Here is a 16,122-nt window from a genome sequence, read left to right as displayed (position 1 = left end):
GCGGACCCTAAACGGACACCTGTCCGCTGAAGTTCAACGTACCGGACGGGTGTCCGTTTAGCAAACGCGGTCGTGCCGGGCGGCTGCCTGCGGGGTCGCTGGGCGAGGCGGGGGTCGGTTGGGTCGGGGTCGCCGGAGGCGGCGCCCGGCAGGGCTGTACGGGTGTTGTTCGACCGGCATTCGGTGCTGCGTGTGCGACCAGGCCCGCTGTCACGCGGATGGCCTATCGCGGGGCGCCGAATCGCGGCCCATGGCGAACGATGGCGTCGACCCTGCGCGTCTGTGGATTCGCGCGTGAAGTTCTGAACCGCTTGCCAAGTGGACATCTGTCCGCTACGTTCGAACGGCGGGCGGACAGTAGTCCGTTTACGTTCCGTCGCAGGGACGGCCACGGCCCGGCGAGTGCTCGGTGGTGCGACCACCGGCACCGTCACCCGCCGTCGCCGACGGCCCTCGTCCCGGGTTCGTGCGCCCGAGGAGGCCGCCCCGCCCACCACGAGGGAGGAGCGTCAGTCCGCCGTCCCACTAGCCGGCGTCGGCGATCCCCCTCCATCGAGTCGAGGCATGCGGCTCACCGCCGGCTCACCGCCCCGTGCTCGAGTCGAAGAGATTGGCAACAACATGACCGACATCACCCGCATCCTGCTCCGCAACGGCCACGTCATCGACACCGAGCCCGAGCCGGTCGCCCACCCCGGCACGGACGTCCTGATCGAGGACGGCCGGATCGCCGCCGTAGGTCCGGACCTCCCGGCGGAGGGTGCCACCGTCATCGACGCCACCGACCGCATCGTGCTGCCCGGGTTCGTCGACACCCATCGGCATGTGTGGCAGTCCGCGCTGCGCAGCGCCGCCGTGGACATGGACCTCATGGGCTACCTCGGTGTCATGGGACAACTCGGCGCACGACTCCGGCCGCAGGACATCCACGCCGCGACCCTGGTCGGCGCGCTGGAGAGCCTCGACTCCGGCATCACCACCCTGATGGACTTCTCGCACGCGCTGAACACACCCGAGCACGCCGACGCGGCCGTCGACGGTCTGCGGGCGGCCGGGCTGCGCGCGGTGTTCGGCTACGGCTTCCCGCCCGGTGCGCCCGCGAACTACGACGACGTCCGCAGAATCCGTGCCGGGCGGCTGGACGACGACGAGGCGCTCGTCACCATGGCGCTCGCCCCGATGGGCCCGTCGTTCACGCCTCCCGAGGTGGTGGCCGGGGACTGGGGTCTGGCGGCCGACCTGGGCCTGCCGGTGACGTTCCACGTCAGCGCCGGTCCCGTCGCGGCGCAGCCGGTCTCGGTCTTGCGCGAACTCGGTCTGCTGGACGTCAAGGCCCTCTACGTGCACGGCAACTCGCTCGACGACGACGAGCTGAAGCTGATCGCGGACTCCGGTGGCCACGCCTCGGTCACGCCGAGCACGGAGGCGATGCTGAGCATCGGTCGGCCCGTCACCGGCCGCTACCGCCGGGCCGGTGTGACCACGAGCCTGGGCGCCGACGCCGTGACCTCCGCCCCCGGCGACATGTTCTCCGTGATGCGCGCGGCACTGGTCGCCAGCCAGGTCGCCGACGACGCCGCCGAGCGGCTGAGCGTCAGGGACGTGCTGCGGATGGCCACGCTGGACGGTGCCGCCGCCCTCGGTCTGGCCGACCGGATCGGCTCGCTGCGTCCCGGCAAGCAGGCCGACGTCATCCTGCTCAGGCTGGACGACCTCAACCTCCTCGGCGCCGAGCGCGACCCGATCGCGGCCGTGGTCACCGCCGCCCACCCCCAGAACGTGGACACGGTCCTCGTCGCCGGACAGGTCGTGAAGTCCGCGGGCCGGCTGGTCAACGGCGACCTGCCCCAGGCCGCCCAGGCCCTGCGGGACACCGCGGCCGCCGTCAGCGGCAGCTGAACGCGGCCCGCCACACGAACGACCCGACGGCCGGTCGGCGAGTCCGACCGGTCGGTCTGGGCCAATCGGCCCTCCGCTCAACGACAGCCGTGTTCGCCGACCCGCGGCGCGCGTGATCGTCACGCCGTCCGCCCGGCAGGGCTGTGGAGGGCCGTTTCCTTTTGCCCCACCGCAGGACAAGTTGCCTCACCTCAAGACAAGTTGTCCCACCGCAAGACAAGGAGTTCCATCATGGCTGGAAGGTTGGCAGGCAGGATCGCCGTCGTGACCGGAGGTGCCAGCGGCATCGGTCAGGCGATCGCGAAGCGTCTGGCGTCCGACGGCGCCGACATCGCGGTCGCCGACATCAACCCGGCGGACGAGACGAGCGAACTCGTCAAGGCGACCGGGCAGCGGTTCTTCAGCGCACAGGTCGACATCTCCGACGAAGCGCAGATGAACGCCTTCGCCGCACAGGTGCGGGACACTCTGGGCTCGGTCGACATCGTCTCCAACAATGCGGCACTTGTTGAACTGGTCGACTTCGACAATGTGACCTTCGAGAGCTGGACCAAGATTGTCTCGGTCAACGCGGGCGGCGCCTTCCTGACCGCCAAGGCGTTCCTGGACCAGCTCAAGAACTCCAGTGCCGGCCGGATCATCAACATGACGACCACCGCCTACTGGGAGAACACCCCGTCTTTTATCTCGTACCTCTCGTCCAAGGGCGCCATCAACGGGCTCACCTATGCGATGGCGGCCGACCTCGCCAAGTACGACATCACGGTCAACGCAGTTGCACCCAGCGTCGTCCGGACCCCGTTCACGCTCTCCAGGCTGCCTGAGCAGGTCTTCGAGCATCACATGCAGCTGCAGGCCCTGAAGCGGCAGGAGACGCCCGAGGACGTCGCCAACGCGGTGGCGTTCCTCGCCTCCGACGACGCGGCGTTCATCACCAGCCAGATCCTCTCCGTCGACGGAGGCCTCACCCGCCGCTGACGTCGTCTCGGCCGGAGCCCCTCTCGCGAAGGAACTCGCGGGAGGGGCTCCTCTGCTGAGCGGGGTCCCGGCTGCCGTCGGTTTCTGTCGGTCGCCGCAGGGCGCATCCCTTGTCAAGCGGATGCCTGTCCGCTACGGTCGGGCGTAGCGGACTATTGTCCGCTTAGGGCCCGCGACTTGAGCGGGCGTGTCCGGCGTACTCGGCCGGTGGCTCTCGCCACCGCTGCCGCGCAGGTGTTCCCTCGATCCGGCGGCACCGCGACCAGGCCTCGCACCGAATGGAGATACCCGTGACCCCAGTCTCAGTCCACGGAACGACCGTGATCCTGCCCACCCAGGACGGAGACGCCGACGCGTACCTGGCGCGCCCCGACGACGGGGCCGCGCACCCGTCCGTCATCCTCTACACGGACATCATGGGCGTGCGTCCGAGTATGAAGAAGATGGCGGACCGGCTGGCATCGGCCGGCTACGCGGTCCTGGTGCCCAACGTGTTCTACCGCAGCGGCCCCGCGCCCGTAGTGGACATGCCTGACGTCGTCACCGAGGACATGCTCTGGGACGTCGTCGGCAGGGCCGTGCCGGTGGCGCAGGCGCTGACGCCGAAGGATGCGATGCGCGACGCGCTCGTCTGGCTCGACTGGCTGGAGGTCAGCGAGTTCACCACCGGCGGGCCCGTGGGCATCACCGGCTACTGCAACGGCGGCATGCTGTGCCTGCGTACGGCGGGTTCCTATCCGGACCGCGTCGCCGCCGCGGCCATCATCCACGGCTCCCACCTGATCACCGACGCGCCGGACAGCCCCCATCTGGTGGCCGACCGCATCAAGGGCGAGGTCTTCTTCGCCAACGGCGACAAGGACACGGTCAACCCGCCCGAGGAGGTGGAGTCCTTCAACGCGGTCCTCTCCGCGGCCGGTGTCCGCTACCGCAGTGAGATGTACGCGGACGCCCAGCACGGCTTCTGCTCCAGCGACCTTCTGCCGCTCTACGACAAGGCGGCCGACGAGCGTCACTGGGCGGGTCTGCTGGACCTGTTCGACCGCACTCTCTGACGCGCGCCGCTCTTCGCCGAGTTAAGTGAACGCCGTACTGTTGTTAACGGTACGGCGTTCCGCTAACTTGACCGTGGATCGATGAAGGCAAGTGCGTCGTAGAGGAAGGCTGACCATGGCCCCAGTCACGTCCAGTGCTGTCACCCTGAGCGTCAACGGCGAGAAGCACACGCTCTCCGTGGACCACCGCACAACCCTGCTGGACGCCTTGCGTGAGCGACTTGACCTCACCGGCAGCAAGAAGGGCTGTGACCACGGGCAGTGCGGCGCCTGCACCGTCCTGCTCGACGGCCGCCGGGTCGTGTCCTGCCTCCAGCTCGTGGTGGCCGCCGAGGACCGTGAGATCACCACGGTCGAGGGTCTGGCCGAGGACGGCCGACTGCACCCCGTGCAGCAGGCGTTCCTCGACCTGGACGGCTACCAGTGCGGTTACTGCACCCCCGGGCAGATCTGTTCGGCCGTCGCCGTGATCGGGGAACACGCGGCCGGCTGGCCCAGCGCGGTCACGGCCGACGTGCGGCCCGAGGCCGAGCCGACGCCGCTGAGCGCGGCGGAGATCCGGGAGCGGATGAGCGGCAACCTGTGCCGCTGCGGCGCGTACGTGGCCATCGTCGAAGCCGTCGGCCAGGCCGCCGCGACCGCCGCGGAGCGGACCGGGACCGAGGAGGCCGCGGCGGCATGAGGGAGTTCACCTACCAGAAAGCTCCGGACATCGCCGGTGCCGTGGCCCTGCTCGACGCCGATCCGGAGGCGCGTTTCCTCGGCGGCGGCACCAATCTCGTCGACCTGATGAAGTCGGGCGTGGAGCGTCCGGCGCGACTCGTCGACGTACGCGAACTGCCCCTGAACCGCATCGAGGTGACCGCGGAGGGCGGCCTGCGCATCGGCGCCACCGTCACCAACACGGACCTCGCCGTCCATCCCGAAGTCCGGCGCCGCTACCCGGCGCTGGCCCAGGCCGTGCTGGCCGGCGCCTCCGGGCAGCTGCGCAACATGGCCACCGTCGGCGGCAACCTCCTCCAGCGCACCCGCTGCGGCTACTTCACCGACGTGACCAAGGCCTGCAACAAACGCGTCCCCGGCAGCGGCTGCCCCGCCATCGAGGGTGAGCACCACAACCACGCGATCCTGGGCGCCTCCCCGCACTGCGTCGCCACCCACCCCTCCGACATGGGCGTGGCGCTGACCGCCTTCGACGCCGTCGTCTCGTACGAAACGGCTGGCGGGCAGGGCGAGTTGCCGCTCGCCGACCTCTATCTCCCGGTGCGTGACACCCCGCACCGGGAGACCGCGCTGCCACCGGGTGCGCTGATCACGGGTGTGACCCTGCCGCCCACCCCGGTCGCCGCCCACTCCCGCTACCGCAAGGTGCGCGAACGCGCCTCGTACGCCTTCGCGATCAGCTCGATCGCCGCCGCGATCGACGTCCGGGACGGTGTCGTACGCGAGGCGCGGCTGGCGTTCGGGGCGGTCGCGTCCCGGCCGTGGCGGGCCCGCGTCGCCGAGCGGACGCTGACCGGGGCGTCGGCCGACGCGGTGAGTTTCGCGGCGGCCGCCGATGCCGAGCTCGCGGCGGCCGCGCCGCTGGCCCACAACGCGTACAAGGTCCGGCTGATACGCAACCTCGTGGTGGCCGTACTGACGGAGATGGCCGAGGAGGACGCCCGATGAACACGGCGACACATACGCAGGGCAAGGCCGTCGGACTCCCGCATGTCCGGGTGGAGGGCCGGGACAAGGTCACCGGGGCCGCCCGCTACGCCGCCGAGATCTCCTTCGACGGCCTCGCCCACGGCTGGCTGGTGCTGTCCACCATCGCCCGGGGGCGAGTCCGCTCCATCGACACCGCTCCGGTCCTCGGCATGCCGGGCGTCCTCGCGGTCCTGCACCACGGGAACGCCCTGCCGGTCGACATCAGTTGGGTCGATCCGCAGCTGGGCCCCCCGGACGGGACTCTCGGTGTCTTCCAGCACGATCGGGTGCCCTACGCGGGATGGCCGGTGGCGCTGGTCGTCGCCGAGACGCCCGAACAGGCCAGTGAGGCCGCCGAGGCACTCAAGGTTGACTACGACCAGGAGGAGCACGACGTCGACCTGTCCTACGACCACCCCGGCGTCTACCCCCTGGTCGGCCCGCTGAGGCCGGCGACGCAGGAGAAGGGGGACCTGGCCGCCGAGCTGGCCGCGTCCGACGTCGTGGTCGAGGCCGAGTACACCACCGGGCAGGGGCACCACAATCCCATGGAGCCCCACGCGGCGGCGGCCCGCTGGGACGGTGACCGGCTCGAAGTCCTCGACTCGAACCAGGGCAGCCCGATGGTGGCCGGCGCTCTCGCGCAGCTCTTCTCGCTCGAACCGACCGCCGTCCGGGTGTGGACCGAGCACGTGGGCGGCGCGTTCGGCAGCAAGTCGCAGGCCCGAACGCACCATGTGGCCGCCGCGATGGCCGCGCGCATCCTGGACCGGCCGGTCCGTGTGGTGCTGACCCGGCGCCAGATGTTCTCCCTCACCGGCTACCGCAGCGCCACGGTCCAGCGGATCCGGCTCGGCGCGAATCCCGAGGGGAAGCTGCGGGCCCTGGAACACCGCTCCCTGTGCCAGACCTCGACGACGTACGAGTACGTCGAGGCGAGCACGATGATGACCCGGATGATGTACGACGCCGACGCGCACCACACGGTCAACCTTGCGGTGCGGCTGGACGTACCCACACCGGGGTTCATGCGGGCGCCGGGAGAGGCGCCGGGCTCGTTCGCGCTGGAGTGCGCGATGGACGAACTCGCCGAGAAGTGCGGCGTCGACCCGATCGAACTGCGCCTGCGCAACGAGCCCGAGCGCGGGCCGATCTCCGGGATGGAGTACAGCAGCCGCAATGTGATCACCTGTTTCCGTGAGGGCGCCCGCAGGTTCGGCTGGGCCGAGCGGGACCCGCGTCCCGGCGTCCGGCGGGAAGGCCGCTGGCTGCTGGGGACCGGCACGGCCGCGGCCACGTACCCCACGCACGTCATGCCGTCCTCGGCCTCCGTGACCGCGAACGCGGACGGAACCTTCACCGTGAGGATCGCGGCGTCGGACCTCGGGACCGGGGCACGTACCGCGCTCACCCTCATCTCCGCCGACGCGCTCGCGGTGGCGCCCGAGCGTGTCCGTGTCGAGATTGGGGACACCGCCTTCGGGTTCGCGATGGTCGCGGCCGCCTCGGCGGGCACCCGTTCCTGGACGTTCGCCATCAGGAAGGCGGTCGCCGGCCTGAGGGAGCAGTTGTCCCAGGGTGCCGCCGTTCCGCCCGAAGGCATCACGGTGATGGCCAACACCTTCGCGGAGTCCGGTGCTCTCCACCATGACGACAAGGAACGGCACACGTACGGTGCGCAGTTCGCCGAGGTCGCCGTTGACCCCGCCACCGGCGAGGTGCGGGTGCGGCGCATGCTCGGCATGTTCGCGGTGGGCCAGATCGTCAACCCGCTGACCGCGCGCAGCCAGCTCATCGGAGGCATGACCTGGGGCCTGTCCATGGCCCTGCACGAGGAAGCGACGCTGGACGAAGCAACGGGCAGTCTGGTGGGTGCGGACTTCGCCGGCTATCACATCTCCGCGCACGCCGATGTGCCGGCCATCGAGGCGGACTGGGTGGACGACCCGGACCCCGACGACCCGGTCGGGATCAAGGGACTCGGCGAGATCGGGAACGTGGGCGCCGCCGCGGCGATCGCCAACGCCGTCTGGCACGCGACCGGCGTACGCCACCGGCGCCTGCCGATCCGGCCCGACCGCGTTCTCCTGACCACGCCAACTGCTTGACGCCGCAAAGGAGTCGGGCAACCGGTCATGGAATGTCCGGAGTGCGGATGCCCGGGCCTCGCGGGGCGAGCGAGGTCCGGGCATCCTGGCCCAGGGCCTCGTGGGGGAGCGAGACCCTGGGTGTTCCGGGTTCAGGCCTGGAGCGAGGCCAGCTCCACGACCGTCACGTCCGACGGTGCCCCGACCCGGGTCGGCGGGCCCCACGCGCCGGCGCCCCGCGACACGTACAGCTGCGTGTCCCCGTACCGCTCCAGGCCCGCCACCGTCGGGTTCGCCAGCTCCGCCACGTAGTTCATCGGCCACAGCTGACCGCCGTGGGTGTGTCCCGACAGTTGCAGGTCCACCCCGTGCCGCACGGCCTGGTCGACGAAGACCGGCTGGTGCGCCAGCAGGACCGACGTCCGCGACGGGTCCCGGTCCGCCAGCGCGGTGGCGAGGTCGGGGCCGTCGTCGTGGTCCTCACCGGTCACGTCGTTGACGCCGGCGAGGTCGAACGCCGGGAGCTCCACCCGCTGGTTGGCCAGCAGCTTCATCCCCAGTTCCTGCACGTGCTCCGTCCACTGCTCGGCGCCGGAGATGTACTCGTGGTTGCCGGTCACGAAGAACGCCCCGTGCCGAGCCCGCAGCGCGCTGAGCGGCTCGACCGACGATCGCAGCTCGCCGACCGACCCGTCCACCAGGTCGCCGACCACGGCGATCAGGTCCGCCTGGGTCGAGTTCACCGTCGCCACGACCTTCTCGGCGAAACCGCGCCCCAGGACCGGGCCCAGATGGATGTCGCTCACCACCGCGATCCGGAAGCCGTGCGCCGACCTGGGCAGCGTCGCCAGCGGCACCGTCACCCGCTTCACCCGCGGCCCGCGCAGCACTCCGTACGTTCCATAGCCGACCGTGCCGACTGCCACCGCGGCCGCCGCCCCGCCGACCAGCCGCGCCGCGAACATCCGCCGTGACAGGTCCGCGGGAGCCGCGACGCCGGTGTCGGCCGCGGGCGGGTCGGCGGGCAGGGAGGCGGGCGTGCCGTCCGGCACCGTGACCGGCTCGGGGGCCGGAGCCTGCGCGGTGGCCGACGCCCGCGTGGCCCGGCGCCGCAGCAACCAGGTCAGCGCGGGCCGGAGCACCTCGCCGGCGAGGACGCCGAGCAGCAGATAGAGCGCGACGGCGATCCACAGGTACGCGGGCCAGGACAGGACCCGGACCAGTCCGAATGGCAACCCGGCCCACGAGCCGAGGAACGCCGTCAGCATGAACGCGGGTCCCGCCACGAACACGGCGGTGCCCAGTCGCCGCCACAGCGTGCCGGGGGCGGTCGTATCCCGGACGAGCCGGCGCCACACGTACCAGTGCAGAACGCCCATCAATGCGATGATCACCGGGATGACCAGCACAAACACGATTACCACGGCTTGGCAGCCCTTTCTGAACGTTCATTACTGGTGGCCACTGGCCGGACAATTGCTCCACGTGATACCGACCATGGCCGCGCTTTCGCGCCAGGCACGGTCCTGGGCCTCCTGGCTGCGGGCCAGTTCCGAAGGGTCGGGGAACTTCGGTTCGCCCTTGACCAGGGAGATGTAGATCCGGCCGGGCGGTGGTGTGACGTGTCCGAGGGCGACTTCGGACAGGGCCTCGCCCGAGCGTTCGGGCGTGCCCATGACGTACTCGGGGCGGAAGAGGCCGACCACCCGGAAGACGGTGCGCATCAGGAACGTGACGAACACGCGCCTGGCGCGGGAGCTGTCACGGCCGAGCGAGGTTCCGCCGGTGAGGCCGGGGCTGAAGGCGATCACGGTGATCTTGCGCGCCTTGATGTCCTCCTGCGCGGCGTAGGACTGCGCGGTCAGCATGTTGCACAGCTTGGACGCCGAATAGGCCCGCACGCCCGCACCGAAGCCGCTCTTGGTCGGGTGCGCCAGCTCCCGCAGCTCAAGGGACTTGGGCGCGAGCGGGGTGACCGCGGGATCGTGCGTCTCACTGGTGGTGATCACCAGGCGGCCGTGGTCGGCCATGTGCGGCATGAGGAGCCGGGCCAGCAGGTAGTGGGCGAGGTGGTTGACCGCGAACGTCAGCTCGTAGCCCTCCGCGCTCCGCCCCTCGACGCCGCCGGTCTGCATGCCGGCGTTGAGGACCAGGACGTCGATGCGGGCGTCGCCGAGCTGCCGCACCACCGCGTCGGCGAAGGCGCGGACGCTGTCGAGCGAGGCGAGGTCGAGGGGGACGACCTCGGCGCCGGGCGGTAGCGTTCCGCTGCCCCGGGCGCCGACGATGACCCGGGTGTCGGGCTGGGCGGCGATGTGCCGCACCGCATGGGCGCCGAGCCCGGCTGTGGCGCCGGTCATGACGACAACGCGCTGCGGGGGTGACTTGGTCCATGGCTGGTCGTCCCGTCCTGATGAGTGGGGGCTCTGCCGACTGCGGCGCCACCCTTGGGTACATTGTTAATGTAACTGCAAAGATATTGTCAATTGATAAAGAGTGGATCGGGGTGGCCGCGCAGGCCGGTCGCGCTACTCGAGTCCCTTCTTGCCCGGCGCCCAGAACGGCTTGGTCAGCACCTCGCGCCGGTCCCAGCCCAGCTCCCGTACCAGCAGCTGCTTCACGGCCTGAACGGTCCGCGCCTCCCCGGCGACGTAAGCGACCCCGCCCGGCTCGGGAGCGAGGCGCCGTACCCCGTCGGGGAGCGACGTGCCGCCCCTGGTGAGCCAGTCGAGCCGGTCGGAGTGGCGCAGCGGGAGCCGGTCCGAGGCCGTCTCCGTCTCCACACACCCGGAGACCCGCGCCCCGTCGGGCAGCGCGTCCAGCATCGCGCCGAACGCGACGGACGCCGTCTCCTCCCCGACGAAGACGTGGTGGGAGGCGTCAGGGCGGAGCGTGAACGTGCCCTCGGGCTTGCGCAGTCGCACCTGCTCGCCGACCTGAACGCCTCGGCCCCACGCCGCGCCCGGCCCGCCCACGGGGTGGTCCAGCACGCACAACTCGACGGCGCCTTCGGGGTCGTAGCGCCACACGGAGTACGTCCGCGGGGTCAGCCCGCCGACCAGGATCCGCACCTGCTGTCCGGGCCGGACGTCGAGACCGGCGAGCTTGTCGCTCTCGACGCGCAATCGGCGCATGCGCGGGGTGATCGGTTCGGCACTGGTCACGGTGGACCGGACGAACAGCAGGTCGAGAACGGGGTTGAGTACTGCGGGGGCGGGCATGGATGGCTCCTTGAGGTGGGGGGAGGGGGTGCCTTCAATTGCGTACGGCGTCCAACGCCGACTGGAGTGACTGCTGGTAGCCGTGGCTCGTGTACGTGGCTCCGGACACCACGTCGATGTCCGCGCTCTGCGCGGCCAGGGTCTGCTGGTTCAACTGCTGGACGGCGTATACGTTGAGCTGCTCCTCCAGCGGGTCGGCTTTGGGGTACTGCACGGCCGTGGCCTCGGTGATCTTCCCGTTCCGTACGGTGATCCGGACCTGGACCGGGCCCCAGATGGTGTCGGCCGGGTCACCGGTGACGGTCTTCGCCCCGGTTGTGGCCGATCCGCCGCCCGGACTCGTGGACGCACCCGGTCCGCCCGGACCACTGCCTGAACCGCCGGCCCCGCCCGGCGCGTTGCCGGAGGAGGAAGGCGCGGGCGCGGCCACGGTGATCTCGGGCGGCGAATGCGGCTTGAGCGCTATCAGCAGCACCATTCCGGAGACCGTGACGACGCTCGCCAGCACGATCCGGCGCAGTGGGCCGGTCCTCTTCAACGGATGCATGACAGCCTCACATCTGGAACGACTCGTGATGGATGCGACGGTTCGGGACCCCGGCCGCGCGCAGTGCCTCGTACATGTCCTCGGCGAACCCGGGCGGCCCGCACAAGAAGACGTCGTGGTCGGCGAGTTCGGGCACCATGCCGTGCAACGTGCCGGGACTGAGACGGGGCCGCTTGCCGTCCGGGCCGTTGAGGGCGTAGAGCACTCTGGCGCCGCGTCGGCGGGCTATGGACTCCAGTTCGTCCTTGAGGGCCAGGTCCTCGGCCGAACGCGCCCGGTACAGCAGAGTCACCTCGCCCGGCAGCGTCTCGAACAGGGCGCGCAGCGGGGTGATGCCCACCCCTGCCGCGACCAGCAGCGTCTGGTCCGTGGTCCGGCGGTCGGCGGTGAGCGCGCCGTACGGGCCTTCCGCCCAGACCCGAGTGCCGGGCCGCAGACGTGCTACCGCCGCGCTGTGGTTGCCGAGCGCCTTGACCGTGATGCGCAGTCGGGCACTGCCGGGTGGTGCGGACAGCGAGTACGGCGTCGACGTCCACCACAGGCCGCGGGTGAGGAACCGCCACCGGAAGAACTGCCCGGACTCGGCTCCCAGCTTCTCCAGACGCCGGCCCCGCATGACGACCGACCACACGTCCGGCGCTTCCCGGTGCACGGACTCCACCCGCAGCCGGTGGCGCAGATTGAGCACAACCGGCATGAGGAACCGGAACCACACCACCAGGGCCAGAACGCTCAGGTACAGGGCGAACCAGATGCCTTTGGCGACTTCGTCGCCGGCGAACTCCGCGCCGAGCGAGATCTGGTGGCCGAAGGAGAGGAAGACCGATCCGTATGTCAGCAGGTGCAGGAAGTACCAGAACTCGTAACTGACCCTGCGGCGGACGGCCCGTGCCGAGACGATCCCAACGGCGATCAGGACGGCGGTGCCGAGGGCGGCGGGGAGCACCCTGTCGGTGTGCAGGGCGACGGTGTTCGCCTCGTCCCAGAACGAGACCCGGGCCAGGTCGGCGTACCCGGCGATGATCAATACGGCATGGGCGACCAGCAGACAGATCGTGTAGCGCCCGGCCATCGCGTGCCAGCGGGCCACCCGGTCCGAGCCGACCCGGCGCTCCAGCAACGGCACCCGGGCCATCAGGCCGACGAGCAGCACGCACGCATACCCGCACAGCAGCCCCGAGATCCGCCCCGCCGCGGTCAGCCAGCCCGCGGTGCCCACCACCGATCCGGTGTTCCGCCACCACAGGGCGACCACGGCGGCGGCGCCGGCCCACAGCAGGATCAGCAGCAACGTCGCCGGATCGCGACGCCGCACGGACGGTGGGAAAGGGGGCGCCTGCTCCCGGTACACCGTGGTCATGGCCTTTTCCTTTCGGGTGTGTCGACGCCGCGGCCGCGCGATGGGCGACGGTGTCTCACTCGACGCCGACCATGACCGCGCTCTCGCGCCACAACCGGTCCCGGGCGTCCCGGCTGCGGGCCAGTTCGGAGGGGTCGGGGAACGTCGGTTCGCCCTTGACCAGGGAGACGTAGAGGCGGCCGGGCGGCGGGGTGACGTGCCCCAGGGCGACTTCGGCCAGCAGCTCGCCCGAGCGTTCGGCTGTGCTCATGACGTACTCGGGCTTGAAGAGGCTGACCGCGCGGAAGACGGTGCGCATCAGGAACGTGAGGAACGCGCGCCGCATCCGGGAACTGTCACGGGAGAGCGAAGTGCCGCCGGTGAGACCGGGGTTGAAGGCGACCACGGAGATCCGGCGGAGCACGACCTCGTCCAGCGCCGCGAAGGCCTGCGCGGTCAGCAGGTTGCACAGCTTCGAGGACGAGTAGGCGCGCACGCCGCTGCCGAAGCTGCTCTCGCTCGGATGCGCCAGCGCCTGGGGCTCCATGGTCTTCGGTGCGATGGGTGTGTTGGCGGGGTCGTGCGTGGAGCTGGTGGTGATGACCAGGCGGCCGTGGTCCGCCATCAGGGGCAGCAGGAGGCGGGCCAGCAGGTAGTGGGCGAGGTGGTTGACCGCGAACGTCAGCTCGTAACCTTCCGCGCTGCGCTTTTCGGTGGCGGCGTTCTGCACGCCCGCGTTGAGGACCAGGATGTCGATACGGGCATCGCCCAGCGTCCGTGCCACCGCGTCGGCGAAGGCTCGGACGCTGTCGAGCGAGGCCAGGTCGAGCGGGAGCACCTCGGCGCCCGGCGGCACTGTTCCGCTGCCCCGGGCGCCGATGACGACCCGGGTGTCGGGCTGGGCGGCGATGCGCCGCACCGCGTGCGCGCCGAGCCCCGCGGTGGCGCCGGTCATGACGACGACGCGTTGCTGCTTGAGGGGATTCATGACGGAGTTGTCCTGTCCTTGGTCAATGAGGGGTCGGTGCTGCCGCGCTCGGTCTTCGAGCGGGCGCGCACGTGGCGCTCAACTGCCGGTTGCCGACACGGCGCCACTATGGGATCGTTGATAACGTAACCCCTAGGACATTATCAATTGATAAGGAACGAGTTGTCAACGTCAACCTCTGACTCAGGCACGCCCGGCGAGACCCCTTCTTCCGTCACCGGCCACCAACTGCTCGCCGGATTCGCGAGCCTGCGCAAGGGACTGAGGCAGTGGATGCAGGTGAACATGCCCGCCGGTGGCGGCGGGCTGACCGTCCCCCGGGCCACTCTGCTGCTCGGCCTGACGCTCAAGAGCGAACCGGCGGGCATGAGCGAACTGGGCGAGCCCCTCGGCATGTCTCCCAGAAGCATGACCGTCCTGGTGGACGGTCTGGAGAAGGAGGGCCTGGTCCGCAGGGTCACCCATCCGCACGACCGCCGGGTCAAGCTCGTCGAGCTCACCCCGGCCGGCCGGCAGGTGGCCCAGCGGGAGCTCGGGCCGTCGCATGCGGCCGCGGCGGCGTTGTTCGACGACTTCACGGCCGAGGAGCGGGCCGAGCTGCTCAGGCTGTTGGTGAAGGTGGGCGACTCCCTGCGTGCGCGTGGGATCGACGTGCCCTCGCCGGGCCAGGGTTGATCACCCGGGAGGTGCGTGTTGACTCCACCAACAAGCGGGCGTGAGCGCCTGCCGGCCATGGACACGCTGCTGGCCGCCGCGGTGTTCGGGATCTCGCTGCTGGCGCCCGTTCTGGACGACAACAGCGACACCCGGCCACTGACCCTCCAGAGCGCGTTCTACGCGGCCGTGATCTGTGCGTCGCTCACGCTCCGGCGCCGCTGGCCGTCGGCGGTGCTCGCCGTGACCGTCTCCGGGACGGCCGTCAGCTTTGCGGTCACCGGGCACAGGAGCCCGCTGCTGGTGGCCGCGATGATCGCGATGGGCACGTGTGCGCTGCACCGGCCGCGGCGCGAGGCGGTGCCGGCGGTCGCCGCCGCCGCGGTCCTCCTGGCCGGGACGAGCGTGGTGTTCGACCACCGCGGGTGGCTGGGCCCGGAGGTCGTCGCGCTGTGCGCGCTGAGCGCCTCGGCCGCGGCGGTCGGGTTCGCGGTCCGCAACCGGCGCGCCTACGTCGCCGCGGTCGAGGAGCGGGCGCGGCGCGCCGAGGAGACGCGGGAGGAGGAGGCGCGCCGCCGGGTCATCGACGAGCGGCTGCGGATCGCCCGCGAACTGCACGACATCCTGGCCCAGCACATCGCCATCATCAATGTGCAGGCGGCGGTGGTGAACCACGTGATGGAGACGGAACCCCGACAGGCCAGGGAGTCCCTCGCGCACATCCGGCGGGCCGCCCGGTCGTCACTGGAGGAGGTCCGCACCACGATCGGGCTGCTGCGCCGGCCCGGCGCCCCGGACGAGGCGGCGGTCGAGCCTTCCCCGGGTCTGGACGCGCTGCCCGACCTGATCGCGGGCTTCACGGCCGTCGGCCTGATCGTCGACCAGAAGGTCGCCGGGACGCCCGTGGACCTGCCCGCGGCGATGGGGCTCACTGCGTACCGGGTCGTTCAGGAGGCCCTGACGAACGCGAGCAAGTACGCCTCCCGGCCCTGCGCTGAGCTGGAGCTCCACTACCTGCCGTCCGGCTTGCGGATTCACGTCCGCAACCGGGCAGATTCCACCCCATCGCAGTCCGGAACCTCCACAGGGCGAGATTCCCTGGAGCCGGGGGAGGGCGGCCTCGGGCTGCTCGGTATGCGGGAACGCGCGCATGCCCTTGGCGGGACCTTCGCGGCGCGCATGACCGACGGCTGGTTCGAGGTGCGCGTCCTCCTGCCGCACGAAAGGGCGGGGACATGACGATCAAGATTCTGCTGGCCGATGACCAGGAGCTGGTCAGGGCCGCTTTCAAGGTCCTGGTGAACACCACGCCCGACATGGAGGTGGTGGGTGAGGCGTCCGACGGAAGGGAGGCGGTCCGGCTCGCCCCCGGGGCCGACGTCGTGCTGATGGACATCCGGATGCCCGGCTCGGACGGCCTCACCGCCACCCGGCAGATCACCTCCACGCTGCCGAACGTCCGAGTCCTGGTGCTGACCACGTTCGAGATCGACGAGTACGTGTTCGCCGCGCTGCGCAACGGGGCCAGCGGGTTCCTCAGCAAGGGCGTCGACCCGGCGGAACTGCAGCAGGCGATCCGCCTCGTCGCGAAGGGCGAGGCGCTGCTGTCCTCGGGTGCGACACGCGCGCTGATCGCCCGGTTCCTGGGCGGGTCCGCGTCAG

Annotated in this window: 15 protein-coding genes; 9 read left to right on the top strand and 6 right to left on the bottom strand. The window is 70.8% G+C overall.

Annotated features, from left to right (window positions below):
* Nucleotides 1-621: 621 nt before the first annotated feature.
* The 6 genes from AC3ETA_RS10415 (at nt 622) to AC3ETA_RS10390 (ending at nt 7,732) form a co-directional block, all read left to right on the top strand.
* Nucleotides 622-1,899, top strand: coding sequence for an amidohydrolase family protein (locus AC3ETA_RS10415; RefSeq protein WP_432192541.1), 1,278 nt, complete (start codon nt 622-624; stop codon nt 1,897-1,899).
* A gap of 231 nt (nt 1,900-2,130) precedes the next feature.
* Nucleotides 2,131-2,877, top strand: coding sequence for an SDR family NAD(P)-dependent oxidoreductase (locus tag AC3ETA_RS10410; protein ID WP_432192540.1), 747 nt, complete (start codon nt 2,131-2,133; stop codon nt 2,875-2,877).
* Nucleotides 2,878-3,167: 290 nt separating this feature from the next.
* Nucleotides 3,168-3,932, top strand: coding sequence for a dienelactone hydrolase family protein (locus AC3ETA_RS10405; RefSeq protein ID WP_432192539.1), 765 nt, complete (start codon nt 3,168-3,170; stop codon nt 3,930-3,932).
* A 115-nt stretch (nt 3,933-4,047) separates the two neighbouring features.
* On the top strand, nt 4,048-4,614 hold the full coding sequence (locus tag AC3ETA_RS10400) for a (2Fe-2S)-binding protein (RefSeq protein ID WP_432192538.1): 567 nt from the start codon (nt 4,048-4,050) through the stop codon (nt 4,612-4,614).
* A complete protein-coding gene (locus AC3ETA_RS10395; protein ID WP_432192537.1) occupies nt 4,611-5,603 on the top strand; it encodes an FAD binding domain-containing protein in 993 nt (330 codons plus the stop codon). The genes AC3ETA_RS10400 and AC3ETA_RS10395 overlap by 4 nt, the downstream gene beginning before the upstream one ends.
* Nucleotides 5,600-7,732 (top strand): xanthine dehydrogenase family protein molybdopterin-binding subunit, encoded by a 2,133-nt coding sequence (locus AC3ETA_RS10390; RefSeq protein ID WP_432192536.1) that lies wholly within the window; start codon nt 5,600-5,602, stop codon nt 7,730-7,732. The genes AC3ETA_RS10395 and AC3ETA_RS10390 overlap by 4 nt, the downstream gene beginning before the upstream one ends.
* 131 nt (nt 7,733-7,863) lie before the next feature.
* Here the strand turns inward: AC3ETA_RS10390 and AC3ETA_RS10385 are convergent, their stop codons facing one another.
* From AC3ETA_RS10385 to AC3ETA_RS10360, 6 genes are all read right to left on the bottom strand, one after another.
* The gene (locus AC3ETA_RS10385; RefSeq protein WP_432192535.1) at nt 7,864-9,135 is read right to left on the bottom strand and encodes a metallophosphoesterase; all 1,272 of its coding nucleotides are present in this window, start codon (nt 9,133-9,135) and stop codon (nt 7,864-7,866) included.
* A 27-nt stretch (nt 9,136-9,162) separates the two neighbouring features.
* Nucleotides 9,163-10,071 (bottom strand): SDR family NAD(P)-dependent oxidoreductase, encoded by a 909-nt coding sequence (locus AC3ETA_RS10380; RefSeq protein WP_432192534.1) that lies wholly within the window; start codon nt 10,069-10,071, stop codon nt 9,163-9,165.
* Between the two features lie 168 nt (nt 10,072-10,239).
* Nucleotides 10,240-10,932 (bottom strand): siderophore-interacting protein, encoded by a 693-nt coding sequence (locus AC3ETA_RS10375; protein ID WP_432192533.1) that lies wholly within the window; start codon nt 10,930-10,932, stop codon nt 10,240-10,242.
* Nucleotides 10,933-10,966: 34 nt separating this feature from the next.
* The gene (locus tag AC3ETA_RS10370) at nt 10,967-11,479 is read right to left on the bottom strand and encodes an FMN-binding protein (protein WP_432192532.1); all 513 of its coding nucleotides are present in this window, start codon (nt 11,477-11,479) and stop codon (nt 10,967-10,969) included.
* Between the two features lie 7 nt (nt 11,480-11,486).
* A complete protein-coding gene (locus AC3ETA_RS10365) occupies nt 11,487-12,839 on the bottom strand; it encodes a ferredoxin reductase family protein (RefSeq protein WP_432192531.1) in 1,353 nt (450 codons plus the stop codon).
* Nucleotides 12,840-12,894: 55 nt separating this feature from the next.
* Nucleotides 12,895-13,806, bottom strand: a complete 912-nt coding sequence (locus AC3ETA_RS10360; RefSeq protein ID WP_432192530.1) for an SDR family NAD(P)-dependent oxidoreductase — start codon at nt 13,804-13,806, stop codon at nt 12,895-12,897.
* A gap of 162 nt (nt 13,807-13,968) precedes the next feature.
* On the opposite strand from AC3ETA_RS10360, the gene AC3ETA_RS10355 reads away from it, so the two are divergent.
* The 3 genes from AC3ETA_RS10355 to AC3ETA_RS10345 all read left to right on the top strand — a co-directional run.
* A complete protein-coding gene (locus tag AC3ETA_RS10355) occupies nt 13,969-14,481 on the top strand; it encodes a MarR family winged helix-turn-helix transcriptional regulator (RefSeq protein WP_432192529.1) in 513 nt (170 codons plus the stop codon).
* An 18-nt stretch (nt 14,482-14,499) separates the two neighbouring features.
* Nucleotides 14,500-15,699 carry a sensor histidine kinase gene (locus tag AC3ETA_RS10350; protein ID WP_432192528.1) on the top strand — a complete coding sequence of 400 codons (1,200 nt, stop codon included), beginning with the start codon at nt 14,500-14,502 and terminating at the stop codon, nt 15,697-15,699.
* On the top strand, nt 15,696-16,122 hold a 427-nt coding region (locus AC3ETA_RS10345; RefSeq protein WP_432192527.1), incomplete at its 3' end, for a response regulator. The genes AC3ETA_RS10350 and AC3ETA_RS10345, both read left to right, overlap by 4 nt.

The sequence above is a fragment of the Streptomyces sp. bgisy027 genome (assembly GCF_057710365.1).
Note: the sequence above shows the minus strand (reverse complement) of the source record. Positions and strands in the feature narration are given on the sequence as shown.